Origin of the sequence: Micromonospora sp. CA-111912 (genome assembly GCF_050948415.1) — a bacterium.
Taxonomy (GTDB): Bacteria; Actinomycetota; Actinomycetes; order Mycobacteriales; family Micromonosporaceae; genus Micromonospora.
This window is the reverse complement of the sequence record NZ_CP192007.1, coordinates 4169513-4186888: the sequence shown is the minus strand read 5'-3', so window position 1 is coordinate 4186888 and position 17376 is coordinate 4169513. Positions and strand designations below refer to the sequence as shown.

The window sequence follows — 17376 nt, the reverse complement described above, 5'->3', positions numbered from 1 at the left end:
CGACGTCAGTCGGTCCGTCCCCGTTGTTCGACGTGTACGTGGAGACCGGAACCCGGCGGCGGCGCGCTGCTGTGGTCAGCCGGGATCGCCAGATCGAGGAGCACGGGGCGGAGCTACTCCGCCGACCAGCGCGGGTAGTTGGAGTTCATCGCTCTCGATGCTGCCGGCCGGGTGCTGCTCAGCGCGCCTGGGCGGGCAGCCGCAGGCGCCCGTCGTCCACCTCGGCGACCTGTTCCACGGCGGTGAGGAGGGTGCGGTCGTGGGTGACCAGGACGGTGGCGGTGGCCTGCTGGTGGGTGAGCCGGGTGATCAGGTCGATGACGGCCGCTCCGCGTTCGTGGTCGAGGGCGCTGGTGGGTTCGTCGACCAGCAGGACGGTGGGGTCGTTCATCAGGGCGCGGGCGATGTTCACCCGCTGGCGCTGGCCGCCGGAGAGCTGGTGGGGGCGGCGGTCGGCCTGGGCGGCCAGGCCGACGGCGTCGAGCAGTTCCATGGCGCGACCGCGCGCCCGGGCGGGGGAGCGGCCGTCGAGGTGGGCGATCACCTGGAGCTGTTCGGCGGCGGTGAGGGAGGGCAGCAGGTTGGGCTGCTGGAAGACGATGCCGATCTTGTGGCGGCGCAGGTCGGTGAGTTCGCCGCGGGTCATGCCGGTCGTGCTGGTGCCGTCGACGGTGACGGTGCCGGAGTCGGGGGTGATCAGGGTGGCGGCGACGGCGAGCAGGCTGGACTTCCCGGAGCCGGAGGGGCCGATGACGGCGGTCAGGGTGCCCTTGGGGACGTCCAGGGTGACGTGGTCCAGGGCCGTCAGGCGGCTGTCCCCGTCCGGGTAGGTGAGGGTGACGTCGGTCAGGTTGAGGCTCATCGGGCGCTCCCCAGGGCGGTCAGCGGGTCGACGGAGGTGATCCGGCGGATGGACAGGGCGGCCCCGAGCGCGCCGAGGAGGATCATCACCGCGGCGGGGGTGAGGACGGTGGCGGGGGTGAGGAGGAACGGTACGGCGGTGCCGCCGAGGAGGGCGCCCAGCGCGACGGCGACGACCGTGCCGACGAGGGTGCCGCCGGCGAGCAGGACGACGGCCTGGCCGAGCGCGTCGCGCAGCAGGTTGGCGGTGGAGGCGCCCAGGGCCTTGAGGACGGCGACATCGGCGCTGCGCTGGATCGTCCACACGGTGAAGAAGGCGCCGATGACCAGGGCGGAGATGGCGAACAGGAAGCCGCGCATCAGCTGCAACGAGCCGTTCTCGGAGGAGTAGGAGCCGATGGCGGACAGCGAACTGCTCGTGGAGACCGTCCTGGTGCCCGTGGCCTGGTCGGTGGCCTTCACGTCGACGCCGGAGGTGGTGTTCAGGGCGATGACGGTGGCGCTGGGGGCGTGGTCGTCGCCGACGGTGGGCGTGATCTTCTGCCAGGCGTCGAGGCTGACCCAGACCACCGGGGTGTGGCTGAAGGAGGCGTCACCGCTCACGGCCGCGACGGTCAGCGGGTGGCCGGCGATGCTGAGGGTGTCGCCGGGCCCGAGCCCGAGTTCGTCGGCGGCGTCGCGGGACAGCACCGCCGACTCATCGTCGATCCTGTCGCTGTCCGGGGCCAGCGAGGCGCCGGGCCGGACGCCGAAGGCGGACACGCCGGCGCTCCTGTCCCCGGCGGTGGCCTTGGTCGTGGTGATCCCGAGCGGCTCGGCGCTCGTGACGCCGGGGGCCCCGGCCCACTGCCGCCACTGCTCCTCGGTGACCGTCGAGTTGGCGTAGGACAGCTCCTGCCCGCCGCTTGGAGGCTCGAAGGCGATCTTGTTCGCGGGCAGGCCGGTGATCGCGGAGACGTTCTGCTGGCCCAGTCCGGCGGTCAGCCCGGACAGCAGCCCGACCAGCAGGGTGATCAGCACGATGACGGCCCCGACCAGGGCGAACCGCCCCTTGGCGAACCTGAGGTCCCTCCAGGCGACAAACATGCTATGACCTGCACTTTCATTCGGTGGAAGTGGTACCCGTCCACCGTCGCAGCCGGTCCCCGGTCGGGACATCTGGCGCAGGGGGACAGTTCCCGGGTCGGAGGGTGGCCGGCGGTCTCTAACTTTCGATCGACGCGCCGGCGGGTCGTCGTCTCCTACGCTGGAAGGACCGTGAACACGACCGCTCCCGCGCCGACCCCCACCACCCGCACACTCTCGTGGTGCCTGCACCTGCTGGTCGTCGGCCTGCTCGCCCTGGCCGCGGCCAGGGCCGTGGCCGACGGGGCACCACGGTCCACGGCCGTCGTCGTGACGGCCGCCGCGATGGGGATGACGTACGCGGCCGGCCAACTGCTGCCGCGCGTCCGCGCCGACCGCCGCGCCGCCGCGGTGTGGCTGGCCGCCGTCGGCGCGGTGTGGCTGGTGCTGCTGGCCCTGTCTTCCGACGGGGTCTGGGTCGCCTTCCCGCTGTACTTCCTCCAGCTCCACCTGCTGCCGCGCCGCGCCGGCCTGGTCGCGGTCGTCGCCACCGCCGCGGCGGCCGTCGCGGCCTTCGCCGCCCACAACGGCGCCTTCACCCTGGCCATCGCGGTCGGCCCGGCCCTCGGGGCGGCCGTGGCAGTGGCGGTGGTGTGGGGGTACCAGGCGCTGTACCGGGAGAGCGAACAGCGCCGGAGGCTGATCGAGGAACTCACCACCACCCGCGCCGACCTGGCCGAGGCCCAGCACGCCGCCGGTGTGCTGGCCGAACGCGAACGCCTGGCCCGCGAGATCCACGACACCCTCGCCCAGGGGCTGTCCAGCATCCAACTGCTGCTGCGCGCCGCCGAACGCGCCCTGCCCGGCAGGCCCGACGCCGCCGCCCGCCACGTGGACCAGGCCCGTCAGGCAGCCGTGGACAACCTCGCCGAGGCCCGCCGTTTCGTCGCGGCGCTCACCCCGCCCACCCTGGAGGGCGCCACCCTGGCCGGCGCCCTGGAACGCCTGTGCGCCACCACCTCCACCCGCCACCCGCTCACCGCCCGCTTCCACCTCACCGGTGATCCCGTGCCCCTGCCCACCGCGCACGAGGTCGCCCTGCTGCGCATCGCCCAGTCCGCCCTGTCCAACACCGTCCGTCACGCCCGCGCCGTCCACGCCGAGGTCACCCTCAGCTATCTCGGCGACCGCGTCGCCGTCGACGTCGTCGACGACGGAGCCGGCTTCGCCCACGACCGGCCGCCCACCGCCGGCCCGCCCCACGGCGGCTTCGGTCTGGCCGCCATGCGCGCCCGCGTGGACGCCCTGGGTGGCTCGCTCACCATCGAGTCCGCGACCGGCCGCGGCACCGCCCTGGCCGCCCAGCTCCCGCTCACCACCGCCGGGACCACCCGTGACCAGGACTGAGTCGCTCATCCGGCTGCTCCTGGCCGACGACCACCCGGTGGTGCGAGCCGGGCTGCGCGCCGTGCTGGAGACCGAGCCCGGCTTCACCATCGTGGCCGAGGCGGCCACCGCCGAGGCCGCCGTCACCCGCGCCGCCGAGGGCGACATCGACGTCGTCCTGATGGACCTGCAGTTCGGCAGGGGGATGAACGGGGCCGAGGCCACCGCCGTGATCACCGCCCGGCCCGGAGCCCCCCGGGTCCTGATCGTCACCACGTACGGCACGGACGCCGACGTCGTGCCCGCCATCGAGGCCGGCGCCACCGGCTACCTCCTCAAGGACGCCCCGCCCGAGGACCTGGCCGCCGCCGTGCGCACCGCCGCCGCCGGCCGCAGCACCCTGGCTCCCACCGTCGCCGACCGGCTCATGAACCGGCTGCGCGACCCCAGGGCCGCCCTGACCAGGCGCGAGATCGAGGTTCTCGCCCTGGTCGCCGAGGGGCTGTCCAACCAGGCCGTCGGCCAGCGGCTGCACCTCACCGAGGGCACCGTCAAGTCCCACCTGGCCCATGTCTACGCCAAGCTCGGCGTCGACTCCCGTACCGCCGCCGTCGCCGCGGCGACGGATCTCGGCCTGATTCGCCGCTGAGCGGGTGGGGCCCGAGCCCTGACCGTGCTCCCTGCCGGTCTCGGGCCGGTGGGCCGCCGGCGGTCACCTGGCCCGGTGCGGGCCGGTCGGTCGGTAAGCTGCATCCTCCAGCGCGCGTACTGTCGGCGGGTGAGCACGCGCCGGCGGACCGGTCGCCGATCGTCGTCCGGCCGGCCCGGTCGACCCCGGGAGACCCGGCGGTGACGCCGGGCGTGGTGGGTCGTGACGTGGGCGGACGAGCCGGGGTGGGAGTGGTCGTGACAGTGGACTGGCAGGCAGGAGGGGGTGCCGGCGCAGCAGGGTCGGGACTGGCGCTGGTGGCCCTGCAGGGCCGGCTGAGCCTGCGCGAGGAGGTGGCCCAGGCGCTCCGCGCCGCGATCGTGGCCGGCCAGATCCGGCCCGGCACCATCTACTCGGCGCCGACCCTGGCGGCCCAGTTCGGCGTCTCCCCGACGCCGGTGCGGGAGGCGATTCTCGATCTGGCCAAGGAGGGCCTGATCACGATCGTCAAGAACAAGGGCTTCCGGATCAAGTCCCTCTCCGACCGGGAGCTCGACGAGATCACCGAGATCCGCGAGCTGCTGGAGATCCCGGTCGTCGCCGACCAGGTGGGCCGGCTCGGCGAGGAGCAACTCCGGGAACTGCGGACCCTGGCGGAAGCCGTGGTGACCGCGGCGAGCCGGAGCGACGTCGTCGCGTACATCGAGGCGGACAGCGCGTTCCATCTGACCCTGCTGCGCGCCGGTGGCAACCTGCGACTGGTGGAGACCGTGGCCGACCTGCGTAACCGCACCCGGCTGTACGGGCTGGACGGGTTGGTCAAGAACGGCCAGCTGGTCGGCTCGGCGGACGAGCACGTCCAGCTCGTGGACCTGCTGGAGGCGAAGGACCGGCCGGCGGTCGTCGCGTTGATGCGCCGGCACCTGCAGCACGTACGGGGGATCTGGGCCGCCCGGCCCGAGCAGTAGCGGCGCGGCGGCGTCCGACGCCGCCCGCGGTCTCCGGCCGCACCGTCCCTCACAGCCGCCGCCACCCACGAATCGGGGGCGGCGGCGCCTGTCGGGAGACATTCATGGCTATTGGTCGACCTCGTCGACCGTGCTACGGTGCCATGTAACATACTACTGGAGGTTCGGTGGAACAAATTCCGTGGCGGGGCGTCCTGGTGGCCACCGCACTGCCGTTCCGGCTTCCCGACCTGGGCGTCGACCACGAGGCCTACGCTACGCACGTGAGGTGGCTCGCCGAGAATGGCTGCCAGGGCGTCGTGCCGAACGGCTCGCTCGGCGAGTACCAGACGCTCACCGCGGCCGAACGCACGGAGGTCGTGCGCACCGCGGTCGCGGCGGCCCCGCCCGGCTTCTCGGTGGTTCCCGGCGTGTCGGCGTACGGCGCGGACGAGGCGCGGCGCTGGGCCGACCAGGCCGCCGAGGCGGGCTGCCCGGCCGTCATGCTGCTGCCACCCACCGCCTACCGGGCGGACGACGCCGCCGTGGTTGCGCACTACCGCGAGGTGGCCAAGGCGGGCCTGCCGGTGATTGCCTACAACAACCCGCTCGACACCCGGGTCGACCTCACCCCGGCCCTGCTGCGCCGGCTCTACGACGAGGGCCTGATCGGCGCGGTCAAGGAGTTCAGCGGCGACGTGCGCCGGGCGTACGAGCTGGCCGAGCTCGCCCCCGGTCTCGACCTGCTGGCCGGCGCCGACGACGTGTCCCTCGAACTTCTGCTCGGCGGGGCGGTCGGCTGGATCGGCGGCTACCAGAACGCGGTCCCGGTCAGCTGTGTCCGCCTCTACCAGGCCGCCGTCGCCGGGGACCTGGCAACCGCACTGCCGCTCTACCGCACGCTGCACCCGCTGCTGCGCTGGGACTCCCGGCCCGACTTCGTCCAGGCGATCAAGCTCTCCATGGACGTCGCCGGCCGCCCGGGCGGGCCCACCCGCCCACCGCGCCAGCCACTGTCGCCGGCGGCCGCCACGGCCATCCGGGAGACCACCGAACGGCTGCTCGCGGCGGGTCACCGCTGATGCGCAGCAGCCGGGTGATCCACGTGGTCGACTCGCACACCGAGGGGATGCCCACCCGGGTGGTGACCGGCGGCGTTCCGGTGATCCCGGGCGCCACCATGGCCCAGCGCCGGGAACACCTCATTGCGCACCTCGACGACCTGCGGACCTTCCTGATGTACGAACCCCGGGGCCACTCGGCGATGTCGGGGGCGATCCTGCAACCCCCGACCCGGCCGGACGCCGACGTCGGCGTGGTCTACATCGAGGTGTCCGGCTGCCTGCCGATGTGCGGCCACGGCACGATCGGGGTGGCGACCGTGCTGGTCGAGACCGGAATGGTCGAGGTCACCGAGCCGGTCACCACCGTACGGCTGGACACCCCGTCCGGGCTGGTGGTGGCGTCGGTGGCCGTGACCGGCGGTCGCGCCACCGCGGTGACCATCCGGAACGTGCCGTCCTTCGTGGTGGCGCTGGACGCCTCGGTGCAGGTGCCCGGCCTGGGTCGGGTCCGCTACGACCTGGCCTACGGCGGCAACTTCTACGCCATCGTGGACCTCGCCGAGGTGGGACTGCGGCTGGACCGGGGCGACAGGCAGCGGCTGCTCGACGCGGGCCTGGCCATCATGGCGGCGATCAACGCCGCCGACCGGCCGGTGCACCCCGAGCAGCCGGAGATCTCCGGCTGCCGCCACGTGTACCTGGCCGGGGAGGGCTCGGACGCGCAGCACTCCCGGCACGCCATGGTGATCCATCCGGGCTGGTTCGACCGGTCGCCCTGCGGCACCGGCACCTCGGCCCGGATGGCGCAGTTGCACGCCAGGGGGCTGCTTCCGCTGAATCGGGACTTCACCAACGAGTCGCTGCTCGGCACCCGGTTCGTCGGTCGGCTGGTCGACACCGCCACGGTGGCGGGCGCTGCGGCGGTGGTGCCGACGGTGACCGGGCGGGCCTGGCTGACCGGCACGGCACAGTTCTTCCTCGACCCCGATGACCCCTTCCCGGCAGGATTCCAGCTGTGAGCGAACTGATCCGTAGCTGCTCCCCGCAGCGCCCCACCGAGCTGGTCGCCGAGCGGGCGGCGGTCGCCCCGGACCAGGTCCGCGCGCTGGCCGCGCGGGCCCGTACCGCGCAGGTTGGCTGGTGTCGGGAGCCGGCGACCGGACGCGCCGTCGCCCTGCGGGCCGCCGCGGACCGGCTGCGGGAGCGGGCCGCCGTGCTCGCCGACCTGATCGTCCGCGAGGTGGGCAAGCCGGTCGGCGAGGCCCGCGCCGAGGTGGCCCGGGGCGCGGCGATCCTGGACTACTACGCGCAGGCGTGCCTCGCCGCCACCGGCGAGCTGCTGCCACCGTCCCTGCCGGCGGACCAGCCCGGACTGCTCTACACCGAACGCCGGCCGCGCGGCGTCGCCGGGCTGCTCACCCCGTGGAACTTCCCGCTGGCCATCCCGCTGTGGAAGGCCGCACCGGCCCTCGCCACCGGCAACGCGGTGCTGCTCAAGCCCTCCCCGGACGCAATGGCCTGCGGCGAGGCCGTGCAGCGGCTGTTCGACGGGCTGCTGCCGGACGGGCTGCTGCAGGTCGTACAGGGCGGGCCGGAGACCGGGCGAGCGGTCGTCGCGGCGAGCGACGTCGTCTCGTTCACCGGCTCCGCCTCGGTCGGCGCGGAGGTCGCGGTCGCCGCCGCCCGCGCCGGCCTGCCGGTGCAGGCGGAGATGGGCGGCCAGAACGCCGCCGTGGTGCTGCCCGACGCCGACCCCGGCCCGACCGCCGCGCTGCTGGCCGGCGCCGCCATGGGGTACGCCGGGCAGAAGTGCACCGCGACCCGGCGGATCGTGGTCGTGGGTGACCCCGCGGAGTTCACCGAGGCGCTGGTGGCGGCGGTCGAGGCGGTCCGGGTCGGTGATCCCGCCGACCCGGCGGTCGCCGCCGGTCCGGTGATCAGCGCCGCCGCCCGGACCCGGATGCGCGACGCCGTCACGGCGGCGCGGGAGGCCGGGGCACGGGTGCTCACCGGGGGCGGGCCCGAAACCGGGGACGGCTTCTTCGTCGCACCGGTGCTGCTGGACCGCGTCGACCCGACCCACCCGGTGGCCCAGGAGGAGACCTTCGGCCCGCTGGCGACCGTGCTGTCCGCGCCGGACCTGGCCCGCGCCGTCGAGCTGGCCAACGGCGTGCGCTACGGCCTGGTCACCTCGGTGCACGGCCGGGACGTCGGGGCGCTGCTGCACGCCGTACGTGGCCTCGACACCGGCCTGGTCCGGGTCAACGCGCCGACCACCGGGGTGGACTTCCACGCGCCCTTCGGCGGCGAGAAGGCGTCCAGCTACGGCCCGCGCGAGCAGGGCACCGCAGCCCTGGACTTCTACACCGCCACCCGCACCGTCACCTTCGCGGCCCCGTCGGAGCCGTGACCGGGCCACCGCCCCCGCCCGGCCGCCCCCACCCCGTCCGTGAAGGAGTCGCTGTGACCCGTACCAACCTGCGTACCGGCAGCCACGACCTGCCGGTCAGCTCCGCGCTCGAGGAGTTCATGCTGACCGGCTGGGCGGACACCGAGCACCGCGACCTGCCGGTCGACGAGGTGGCCGACTGGGCTGCCGCGCGCCGCGCCCGGCTGCACCGGATGTTCCCCGGCGAGCGGCTCGTGGTGCCGGCCGGTGGCTACCAGCGGCGGGCCAACGACCAGAACCACCGGTTCCGGCCGCACTCGGCCTACGCCTGGCTGACCGGTGACCAGTCCTCCGACGGGGTGCTGGTGGTCGAGCCGGACGGGGAGGCGACGCTCTTCCTGCGTCCCCGCTCCGGCCGGGCCGACGGCGAGTTCTTCCGGGACCGGGTCTACGGCGAGCTGTGGGCCGGTCGGCGCCCGACGCTGGGGGAGAGCAGCCGGCGGCTGGGGCTGCCGACCCGGCACGTCGCCGAGTTGGCCGAGGCGGTGTCCGTGGCCGCGCCGACCCGGGTGCTACGCGGCGTCGACGGGCACGTCGACACCCTGGTGCCCGGCCGAGCCGGGGGCGCCGACGCGGAGTTCGCCTCCGTGCTGGCCGAACTCCGCCTGGTCAAGGACGAGTGGGAGATCGCCCAGTTGGAGGAGGCGGTGGCGATCACGACCCGGGGCTTCGAGGACGTGGTCCGGGCGTTGCCGACGGCGATGCGCACCTCCGAGCGTCACCTGGAGGGGGTGTTCTGGCAGCGGGCCCGGCTGGAGGGCAACGACGTCGGCTACCACTCGATCGTGGCGGCGGGCGCGCACGCGGCGACCCTGCACTGGACCGACAACGACGGGCCGGTCCGCGACGGGGACCTGCTGCTGCTCGACGCCGGGGTGGAGACGCGGTCGCTCTACACCGCCGACATCACCCGGGTGCTGCCGGTCTCCGGCCGGTTCAGCCCCCTGCAACGGGACCTGTACGAGCTGTGCCGGCGGGCGAACGACGCCGCGCTGGACTGCCTGCGGCCGGGCGTGGAGTTCCGGGCGTTCCACCGGGCGGCGATGACGGTGCTGACGCACGGGCTGGCGGACCTCGGGGTGCTGCCCTGCCCGCCGGAGCAGGCGCTGGCGGAGGAGTCCGGCCTGTACCGGCGGTGGACCCTGTGCGGGTCCGGCCACATGCTCGGTCTGGACGTGCACGACTGCGCCGCGGCCCGGGCCGACGCCTACCTGGACGGTCGGCTCGCGGCCGGGCAGGTGCTCACCGTGGAACCGGGGCTGTACTTCCAGCCGGACGACGAGCTGATCCCGGTCGAACTGCGCGGACTGGGCTTCCGCATCGAGGAGGACATCCTGATCACCGACGACGGCTACCGGATGCTCTCCGACGGCCTGCCCCGCCGGGCCGACGACGTCGAGGCGTGGATGCACCGGATCGGTTCATGAGCGCCACCGGCGCGGACGTCGTCGTCATCGGGGCGGGCATGGTCGGCGCGGCCTGCGCCTACTACGCCGCCCGGGCCGGGCTGGCGGTGACCGTGGTCGACCGGGCGGGGGTGGCCGGCGGCACCACCGGCGCTGGTGAGGGCAACATCCTGCTGTCGGACAAGCCGCCCGGGCCGGAGCTGGCGCTGGCCCGGCACTCCGTGCGGCTCTGGCACGAGCTGGGCGAAGCCCTGGGCGGCGAGCGGATCGAGCTGGAACGCAAGGGCGGGCTGGTGGTGGCCGCCTCGGCGGTGGAGCAGGCCGCGCTGCGGGCGTTCGCCGCCGGCCAGCGCGCCGCCGGGGTCGAGGTGGCGGAGGTGCCCGCCGACGCGCTGTCCGAGCACGAGCCGCACCTGGCCCGGGACCTCGCCGGTGGTCTGCACTACCCGCAGGACATGCAGGTCCAGCCGATGCTGGCCGCCGCGCACCTGCTGCGCGCGGCCGGGGTGCCGGTGCTGACCGGGACCACCGTGACGGGCCTGCAACGCGACGCGGCCGGCGCGATCCGGGGCGTGGTCACCGACCGGGGACCGCTGCCCACCCCGGCGGTGGTCAACGCCGCCGGGGTGTGGGCCGCCGGGATCGCCGACCTGGCCGGGGTGGCGCTGCCGATCCTGCCCAGGCGCGGGTTCGTCCTGGTCACCGAGGCGCTGCCGCCGCTGATCCGGCACAAGGTGTACGCGGCCGGCTACGTCGCCAACGTCGGGCGCAGCTCCGAGGGGCTGGAGGTCTCCCCGGTGGTCGAGGGAACCCGGGCGGGCACCGTCCTGATTGGCTCCACCCGGGAGCGGGTGGGCTTCGACCGGACCGTCCCGCTGTCGGCCCTGCGCCGGCTCGCGGCCGGCGCGGTGCGTCTCTTCCCGGCCCTCGCCTCGGTGTCGGTGATCCGCGCGTACCGGGGGTTCCGGCCGTACAGCCCCGACCACCTGCCGATGATCGGGGAAGACCCCCGGGTGCCGGGCCTGTTCCACGCCTGCGGCCACGAGGGCGCCGGGATCGGGCTCGCCCCGGCGACGGGGCACGCCGTCGCGGCCCTGCTGACCGGGCGTCCCCCGCAGGTGGACCTCCGACCCTTCGCCCCGGAGCGCCACGATGTTCACATTTGACGGCCGGCCGGTGCCCAGCGACGGGGAGCGGAGCATCGCCGCCGCGCTGCTCGCCGTCGGGATCAACTCCTGGCGGCGCAGCCGGGTCGAGGGCCGCCCCCGGGGCGTTTTCTGCGGCATCGGGGTCTGCTTCGACTGCCTGGTACGGGTCAACGGGGTGCCGGCGCAGCGGGCCTGCCTGGTGGTGGCCCGCCCGGGCGACGTGGTCGACAGCCAGGACGACGGCGAGGAGCGGGAATGACCGGGTACGACGTGGTGGTGGTCGGCGCCGGCCCGGCCGGGCTGGCCGCGGCGGCCGGCGCGGCGCGGGCCGGCTGCCTGGTGGTGGTGCTGGACGCCGCGGCGCGGCCCGGCGGGCAGTTCTGGCGGCACCGCCCCGGGGCTGACGGGTCCGGCCACCCCGACTGGCAGACGTTCACCCGGCTGCGCGAACAGCTCGGCCGGGTCACCTACCGGGCCGACGCCGCCGTCTGGTTCGTCGAGGCCGACACCACCGCCGGGGAGCCGGGTTTCGCGGTGCACACCCGGGCCGGGACGGTGTACGGACGGCGGCTGGTGGTGGCCACCGGCGCCCACGACCGGGTGGTGCCCTTCCCTGGCTGGGACCTGCCCGGGGTGGTCACGGCCGGCGGCGCCCAGGCCCTGCTCAAGGGGCAGGGGGTGAGCTTCGCGCGCCGGGTCGTGGTGGCCGGCACCGGCCCGTTCCTGCTGCCCGTCGCGACCGGCCTGGCCGCCGCCGGCAGCGTCGTGGTCGGCGTCTGCGAGGCGAACGACCCGCTCGGGTACGCCCGCCAGCTCCGCCCGGTCGCCGGCGCGGCGGGCAAGCTCGCCGAGGCGGGGCGGTACGGCTGGCGGATGTTGCGGCACCGGGTGCCGTACCGGCGTCGGACCGTGGTGGTGGCCGCGCACGGCACCGACCGGCTGACCGGGGTCACCCTCGCCTGCGTCGACGCCGGCGGCGCGGTGCTGGCCGGCACCGAGTCCGAGCTGGAGTGCGACGGGCTCGCGGTGGGCTTCGGCTTCACCCCGCAGGTGGAGTTGGGCCTCGCCCTGGGCTGCGCGACCCGGCTCGACGGCGACGGGAGCCTGGTGCTCACCGTCGACGCGGCGCAGGCGACCTCGGTGCCCGGGGTGTACGCCGCCGGTGAGGTGACCGGGGTGGGCGGGGCCGGGCTCGCGCTGGTGGAGGGGGAGCTGGCCGGGGCCGGCGCGGCGCTGTCCCTGGGCCGCCCGCTGCCCTGGTCGGGCCGGCGGCACGGCCGGCTGCTGCGGACCCGGCGCCGGCTGCGCCGGTTCGCCTCGGCGCTGCACGCGGTGCACCCGGTGCCGGCCGGCTGGCCGGACTGGTGCGCCGACGACACGCTGGTCTGTCGCTGCGAGGACGTGCCGGTCGGGGCGGTACGGCAGGCGGTGCGGGAGTTGTCCGCCGCCGACGCGCGGGGCGCGAAGCTGATGACCCGGGCCGGCATGGGCTGGTGCCAGGGGCGGACGTGCGGTTACGCCACCGCCTGCCTGTCCGCGCGGACGGCCGGCCGTGCCCTCACCGGGGCGGACCTGGCCGGGTTCGCCACCCGCCCGGTCGCGCAGCCGGTCACGCTCGGCGACCTTGCCGCCGGCGGCTGACCGCTCCTGTCCGGAAGCGCTGTCCGCGCCGGCGTACCGGGCCACCGCGCCGTACCAGGCCGCCGGGTCTGACCGCTCCGGCCCGGCGGCTGACCGCTCCTGTCCGGCGGCGACGCCGCACGGACCGCGCCGCCCTTCGCTGAGGCGGTGGTCCCGCCGGGGCGGGAACACCGCCTCAGAAGAGGACGGCGCTGCGGCGCGCTCAGTACTCCGAGGTCACCGTGACCCCGGTGAACGCCTGCCGGGCGTACAGGCTCACGTAGTGGTAGCCGGCCGCCGGGTTGCTGACCGTGATCGTCTCGCCGTTGCCGGTGTTGACCGACCGGCGGGTGTAGCTGGTCGTGGTGGCCCAGCCGGTGGAGCTGTAGTACAGGTCCGCGTCGCCGGTGCCCCCGGACGACGTGAGCTTCACGCTGGTGGTGCCGGCCGGGACGTAGAAGTACAGGTGGTACAGGTTCCCGACGGTGGCCTGGAGGCCGCCGCGCCGGCAGTTCTTGCCCAGCGTCCGGATGTCGCTCCCGGTGCACTCCGGCAACGGCGTGGTGCCACCGGTGACGGTGACGCTGCGTGAGGTGGTGCCGGTCGCACCCTTGTCATCGGTGACCGTCAGCGTGACCGGGTAGGTGCCGGCGGTGCGGTAGGTCTTGGTGGGGTTGGCCACGGTCGAGGTGGTGCCGTCGCCGAAGGTCCAGGCCCGGGAGGCGATGCTGCCGTCGCCGTCCGTCGACTGGTCGGTGAAGGTGGCGGTCAGGCCGCTGGTGACCGCCGTGAACGCGGCGACCGGGGCCTGGTTGGCGGGCGGGTTGGTGCCGCCGCCGCAGTCGCCGGCCGCGCAGGTGTCCAGCCACGCGTACCAGTCGGCGTCGTAGCGGCTGCCGATGGTGCTCGTGAGCAGCGTCCGGGCGGCGTTCCAGTTGCCGGCGCGGTAGTGGCCGAGCAACGTGGTCAGGTCGGCGCGGTGCGACTGGAGCATGTACCGCACGGCCAGGTATCCCCAGCGGTAGACCCGGGTGCTGTCGTGGTCGTAGGTGGTGTCGAAGAGGGTGCGCAGGGCGTACGTCTTCTTCCCGGCCTCGGTGATCGCGGCCTGGTAGGTCTGGTTCCGGTACGAGTACGACACGTACTCGGCGAAGCCCTCGATCCACCAGATCGTCGGGGTGGAGATGTTCGCGGTGAAGTCGCCGTACATGTCGAACCGGCCGTCGAGGTAGTGGGTGTACTCGTGGTTGAGGTTCCAGATCTCGAAGGTGGGGCGCAGCCACTCCGCCTCGTAGGCGATGAAGCGCGGCTGGTTGCCGGTGGCGGCCGGGTTGCCCTCGAGGTACATGCCGCCGTTGTTGGTGTCGATGCCGAACATCGGCCCGCCGTACGTCTGGTAGTCGGTGCTGGAGTCGAAGACCACCACCTCGAGGGTGGTGTTGCGGTCGTCGGCCACCGGCCCGGGGTCCGCCACCACGGAGTGGAAGTACGCGTCCTGGCCGCGCATGCTGGCGCAGGCCCGGTCCAGCTCGGCGGTGGTCATCTGCTGGGCGCGCAGCCGGATGCTGGCGCCGCAGGTGTAGGTGATCGGCAGGATGACGGCGGCCAGCCGTGCCTGGAGGTCGCAGGTGTCGTAGTAGGCGCAGTTGGAGCGGTCGTAGTAGTCGGTCATCTCGGCGACGCCGACCCAGAGGGCGGCGGTGGGGCCGGTGATCGCGCTCAGGGTGAGCAGCCCCCGGGCCAGTGGCCGGGCCTTGGCCCGCAACGCGGTGTGCTGCAGGAACCGGCCCAGCTCCCGTCCGGCGTTGGAGACCAGGTAGCCCTGGTCGGTGCCGAGCAGGGAGCGGTGGCCGGAGGCGAAGGCGTACAGCGTGTCCACCACGCTCGGGTCCGCGGTGACGGCGGTGACGAACTCGGGCAGCTGGTGGCCCCGGAACAGCACGAGGTAGACGTTGTTGACCGCGTTCAGCATCCACCAGGACGTGTTGTACGAGCTGTTGTAGCCGGTCAGCAGGCGCTTCACCACGTACAGGTAGCGGGCGTTCTCCTCGGCGCTGTCGATGAGGGTGACGGCCTCGGCCAGGATCTCACCGTTGGCGTCGCTGACGTCGCCGGAGTGGCCGTTGGCGAAGAAGGCGTCCAGGCCGGCGCGGATCGCGGTGCGCAGGCCGCTGCCGTAGGCGCCGACCGTGGACGGGTAGTACCAGTGCACGTAGTAGCCGGCCCGCAGGTACAGCACGAGGGAGGCGGTGCCGGTGCGGTTGGTGCCGTCGTAGGAGGCGGCGTCGTCCCGCAGCGCGTACGCGACGCTGGTCATCTGCGCCTCGCGGAACGCCAGGTAGGCGTCGTTGCCGGTCAGGCTGAACAGCGTGTTGACGCAGGCGGTGCTGGACGCCTTGATCTGCTGCACCAGGGCGCTGCCGGTGCGGCTGGTGAAGTCGCTGGTCGCGCAGGGGGCGGCGGCCAGGGCGGCCCGGCCGCGCATGGACGGCGCGGCGCGTCGTTGCCCGCCGTCGGGCTCGTCGTAGTCGCGGCGCAGCTCGTCGCGGACGGCGGGCAGCGGGGCGCGTTCGTCCAGCGGCAGCGGATCCCGCTGGACGTGCCGGTCGCCGGTGCCGGCGTCGGCCGGGGCGGCGCCCTGAGCGGGCTTCGCCGCCGGTGCCGCGACTGCGGCGGCGGGGGTGGTCAGCGGGCTCATTCCCAGTGCCAGCGCCAGCGCCAGGGGCACGGCAGCCAGTCGGGTACGTCGCTCTCGTAACAGTCTGATCGTCACGGGTCGCCTCCTTGGCGGGATGTTGACCGGGCTGGGGCCGGCCGGCGGGGAGTGCGGTTGGGGTTCGGCGGGGGACGGACATCGTCGATCGCAACTGGCAGTCGTCGATATAGATCGGCGTCGCACCGGGCGTGGCCAGTACAATGGCACACATCACACATCGTGTAAAGCAATGTTAATGATCGATCATCGGGACTGCTGTCGGGCCGCGCTGGCCTGGGCCTTCGACCGCCCAGCGGGCCGGGGCGCTCCGCTGCGGTCCGGGTTGGACAGTCGGTGCCGCATCGTTGACACGTGTTCGGCCGGTCGCCTAGGGTCGCGGGCAGCATCGCCCACAACTGCACAGACACCGTTCGAACCCGCGCGGGAGAGCCCCCGGCCATGGTCGGGGCGCCGAAGGAGCAAACTCCCAAGAAACTCTCAGGCCCCGTTACCGCGCGGGTGAGGTGAACTCTGGAAAGTAGACGATTCGTCGTCTCACCCACGGTGCAAACCGCCGTCCGGCGGTGAAGCTCTCAGGTCCATGACAGAGCGGGAGGCAACCGACCGTACGACGCGACCGCGTCGGGACGAAGGAGAGCCTCCATGCATCAGCGTCCGACGACCCTGACCCGCCCACCCCTGCACGTCGAACTGGGCGCCCGGTCCCCCGGGTTCGCCGGTTGGTCCATGCGGCTGCGCCACGGCAGCGAGACCGCCGAGGGCCGGGCCGTACGAGAACGGGCCGGCCTGCTCCACCTCGGACAGGCCGAGGCCCGCGGACCGAAGAGGTAGTGGACATGGATGTTCCCGCGCGCCTGCGCTACAGCGCCAACCACGAGTGGGTCGACGACAGCGTCGAGCCGGCGTCGGTCGGCATCACCGCCTTCGCCGCCTCGGCGCTCGGCGACGTGGTCTACGTCGAACTGCCCGACCCGGGTACTGACCTGGGGGCCGGGGAGGTCTGCGGCGAGGTCGAGTCCACCAAGTCGGTGGCCGAGCTGTACATGCCGGTGACTGGCCGGATCCTCGCGACCAACGAGGCGGTCGTCGCCGACCCGAGCCTGATCGGCAGTGACCCCTACGGGGACGGCTGGCTGTTTCGGCTGCGGGTGACCGACCCGCCGGCGCTGATGACGGCCGACGAGTACCGCGCCTATCTCACCGAACCCCACTGACGGAGGCCACCGTGGCTGTACCCGGCGAGCGGTGCCCGGTCTACGGAGGACAGCTCAGCCGACCGGCCCGCCCGTCGCGGTCAGACGGCTTCCGGTACGACCTCGGCGTACCGTCGGCGCAGCAGGCCGATGATCGGGTGACCGGTCGCGAACGTGACCCCGTCGACGGCGGCGATCGGCCGGATCGCGCCGGCCGCGTTGGTGGCGAAGGCGGTCGCCATGCCGGCCAGCCGGGACAGCTCGACCGGCTCGGTGCGCTGCGGGCCGTCGTGGGCCGCGGCGAGCAGCCGCATGGTCACGCCGGGCAGCATGTCGGCCAGGGGCCAGACCACGGTGTCGCCGTCGACGAAGCCGACGTTCCAGGTCGGTCCCTCGGCGACCCGCCCACCGCCGTCGGCGAACAGCGCGTCGTCGTAGCCGTCGAGCTGGGCTCGGCGGCGTTCGAACAGCGGGCCGAACAGCCCGGTGTGCTTGACCGCGGGCACGTCGCGCACGTAGGTGGTGGAGCGCACCCGCATCGGCGGCTGCGCCTGCGGCGTGGCGGCGCGCGTGGTGACCAGCACCTGCGGATCGGCCGGGGCGGCGGGGTGGGTGAGCCGCAGGCCGGGGTCGGCCACGGTGACCCGGATCGTCAGCGGGCCGTCGGCTTCGGCGATCGCCGCGCGGATCCGCTCCCGGACGTGCCCGCGGGACAGCTCGGCCCCGAACACCGTGGCGCAGTCGGTGACCAACCGGTCGAGGTGCAGGCCGAGGCCGCGGACCGCACCGTCCTGCACCCGCATCGTGGTGAAGTGCCCGTAGTTGGTCAGCGCCAGGTTGTCGATCGCCGTCATGGCGGCCAGTCTGGCACC

General features: G+C 74.0%; 16 protein-coding genes and 2 riboswitches. Of the genes, 12 read left to right on the top strand and 4 right to left on the bottom strand.

The window, feature by feature from the left end; genetic code table 11:
- Window positions 1-178: 178 nt before the first annotated feature.
- Together ACQPZO_RS17365 and ACQPZO_RS17360 are read right to left on the bottom strand one after the other, a co-directional pair.
- Complete coding sequence (locus ACQPZO_RS17365) at window positions 179-862, bottom strand: ABC transporter ATP-binding protein (RefSeq protein ID WP_433342238.1); 684 nt, start codon at window positions 860-862, stop codon at window positions 179-181.
- The gene (locus ACQPZO_RS17360) at window positions 859-1947 is read right to left on the bottom strand and encodes an ABC transporter permease (RefSeq protein ID WP_433342236.1); all 1089 of its coding nucleotides are present in this window, start codon (window positions 1945-1947) and stop codon (window positions 859-861) included. Before ACQPZO_RS17360 ends, ACQPZO_RS17365 begins: the two co-directional genes overlap by 4 nt.
- Window positions 1948-2118: 171 nt before the next feature.
- Here ACQPZO_RS17360 and ACQPZO_RS17355 point away from each other — a divergent pair, with 171 nt between their 5' ends.
- From ACQPZO_RS17355 to ACQPZO_RS17310, 10 genes are all read left to right on the top strand, one after another.
- Window positions 2119-3333: a sensor histidine kinase gene (locus ACQPZO_RS17355; protein ID WP_433342235.1), complete on the top strand. Its 1215-nt coding sequence runs from the start codon at window positions 2119-2121 to the stop codon at window positions 3331-3333.
- Entirely contained in the window at window positions 3320-3961 is a 642-nt protein-coding gene (locus ACQPZO_RS17350; RefSeq protein ID WP_433342233.1) for a response regulator, read from the top strand. The genes ACQPZO_RS17355 and ACQPZO_RS17350 overlap by 14 nt, the downstream gene beginning before the upstream one ends.
- Before the next feature lie 257 nt (window positions 3962-4218).
- Window positions 4219-4929, top strand: coding sequence for a GntR family transcriptional regulator (locus ACQPZO_RS17345; protein ID WP_433342231.1), 711 nt, complete (start codon window positions 4219-4221; stop codon window positions 4927-4929).
- Window positions 4930-5096: 167 nt separating this feature from the next.
- On the top strand, window positions 5097-5990 hold the full coding sequence (locus tag ACQPZO_RS17340; RefSeq protein WP_433342230.1) for a dihydrodipicolinate synthase family protein: 894 nt from the start codon (window positions 5097-5099) through the stop codon (window positions 5988-5990).
- Window positions 5990-6991, top strand: coding sequence for a proline racemase family protein (locus ACQPZO_RS17335; protein WP_433342228.1), 1002 nt, complete (start codon window positions 5990-5992; stop codon window positions 6989-6991). The genes ACQPZO_RS17340 and ACQPZO_RS17335 overlap by 1 nt, the downstream gene beginning before the upstream one ends.
- Complete coding sequence (locus ACQPZO_RS17330; RefSeq protein WP_433342227.1) at window positions 6988-8382, top strand: aldehyde dehydrogenase family protein; 1395 nt, start codon at window positions 6988-6990, stop codon at window positions 8380-8382. Before ACQPZO_RS17335 ends, ACQPZO_RS17330 begins: the two co-directional genes overlap by 4 nt.
- Window positions 8383-8501: 119 nt before the next feature.
- Complete coding sequence (locus ACQPZO_RS17325) at window positions 8502-9848, top strand: aminopeptidase P family protein (protein ID WP_433351047.1); 1347 nt, start codon at window positions 8502-8504, stop codon at window positions 9846-9848.
- A complete protein-coding gene (locus tag ACQPZO_RS17320) occupies window positions 9845-10993 on the top strand; it encodes an NAD(P)/FAD-dependent oxidoreductase (RefSeq protein WP_433342225.1) in 1149 nt (382 codons plus the stop codon). The genes ACQPZO_RS17325 and ACQPZO_RS17320 overlap by 4 nt, the downstream gene beginning before the upstream one ends.
- The gene (locus ACQPZO_RS17315; RefSeq protein WP_433342224.1) at window positions 10980-11234 is read left to right on the top strand and encodes a (2Fe-2S)-binding protein; all 255 of its coding nucleotides are present in this window, start codon (window positions 10980-10982) and stop codon (window positions 11232-11234) included. The genes ACQPZO_RS17320 and ACQPZO_RS17315 overlap by 14 nt, the downstream gene beginning before the upstream one ends.
- A complete protein-coding gene (locus tag ACQPZO_RS17310; RefSeq protein ID WP_433342222.1) occupies window positions 11231-12616 on the top strand; it encodes an FAD-dependent oxidoreductase in 1386 nt (461 codons plus the stop codon). Before ACQPZO_RS17315 ends, ACQPZO_RS17310 begins: the two co-directional genes overlap by 4 nt.
- Before the next feature lie 202 nt (window positions 12617-12818).
- On the opposite strand, the gene ACQPZO_RS17305 is transcribed toward ACQPZO_RS17310, so the two are convergent.
- The gene (locus ACQPZO_RS17305; RefSeq protein WP_433342221.1) at window positions 12819-15368 is read right to left on the bottom strand and encodes a collagenase; all 2550 of its coding nucleotides are present in this window, start codon (window positions 15366-15368) and stop codon (window positions 12819-12821) included.
- A gap of 354 nt (window positions 15369-15722) precedes the next feature.
- A riboswitch (glycine riboswitch) is annotated at window positions 15723-15814 on the top strand.
- A riboswitch (glycine riboswitch) is annotated at window positions 15815-15908 on the top strand.
- A 45-nt stretch (window positions 15909-15953) separates the two neighbouring features.
- Between ACQPZO_RS17305 and ACQPZO_RS17300 the strand changes: the two genes are divergently transcribed.
- Window positions 15954-16142, top strand: a complete 189-nt coding sequence (locus tag ACQPZO_RS17300; protein ID WP_433342219.1) for a hypothetical protein — start codon at window positions 15954-15956, stop codon at window positions 16140-16142.
- Window positions 16143-16147: 5 nt separating this feature from the next.
- Window positions 16148-16525: a glycine cleavage system protein GcvH gene (gene gcvH, locus ACQPZO_RS17295; protein ID WP_433342217.1), complete on the top strand. Its 378-nt coding sequence runs from the start codon at window positions 16148-16150 to the stop codon at window positions 16523-16525.
- A gap of 80 nt (window positions 16526-16605) precedes the next feature.
- Here gcvH and ACQPZO_RS17290 read toward each other — a convergent pair whose 3' ends face one another.
- On the bottom strand, window positions 16606-17358 hold the full coding sequence (locus ACQPZO_RS17290) for an aminotransferase class IV (RefSeq protein WP_433342215.1): 753 nt from the start codon (window positions 17356-17358) through the stop codon (window positions 16606-16608).
- Between the last annotated feature and the right edge of the window lie 18 nt (window positions 17359-17376).

Coding starts and splice junctions, on each gene's coding strand:
- ACQPZO_RS17365 (WP_433342238.1), bottom strand. CDS start 862: ATGAGCCTCAACCTGACCGACGTCACCCTCACCTACCCGGACGGGGAC.
- ACQPZO_RS17360 (WP_433342236.1), bottom strand. CDS start 1,947: ATGTTTGTCGCCTGGAGGGACCTCAGGTTCGCCAAGGGGCGGTTCGCC.
- ACQPZO_RS17335 (WP_433342228.1), top strand. CDS start 5,990: ATGCGCAGCAGCCGGGTGATCCACGTGGTCGACTCGCACACCGAGGGG.
- ACQPZO_RS17325 (WP_433351047.1), top strand. CDS start 8,502: ATGCTGACCGGCTGGGCGGACACCGAGCACCGCGACCTGCCGGTCGAC.
- ACQPZO_RS17320 (WP_433342225.1), top strand. CDS start 9,845: ATGAGCGCCACCGGCGCGGACGTCGTCGTCATCGGGGCGGGCATGGTC.
- ACQPZO_RS17315 (WP_433342224.1), top strand. CDS start 10,980: ATGTTCACATTTGACGGCCGGCCGGTGCCCAGCGACGGGGAGCGGAGC.
- ACQPZO_RS17310 (WP_433342222.1), top strand. CDS start 11,231: ATGACCGGGTACGACGTGGTGGTGGTCGGCGCCGGCCCGGCCGGGCTG.
- ACQPZO_RS17300 (WP_433342219.1), top strand. CDS start 15,954: ATGCATCAGCGTCCGACGACCCTGACCCGCCCACCCCTGCACGTCGAA.
- gcvH (WP_433342217.1), top strand. CDS start 16,148: ATGGATGTTCCCGCGCGCCTGCGCTACAGCGCCAACCACGAGTGGGTC.
- ACQPZO_RS17290 (WP_433342215.1), bottom strand. CDS start 17,358: ATGACGGCGATCGACAACCTGGCGCTGACCAACTACGGGCACTTCACC.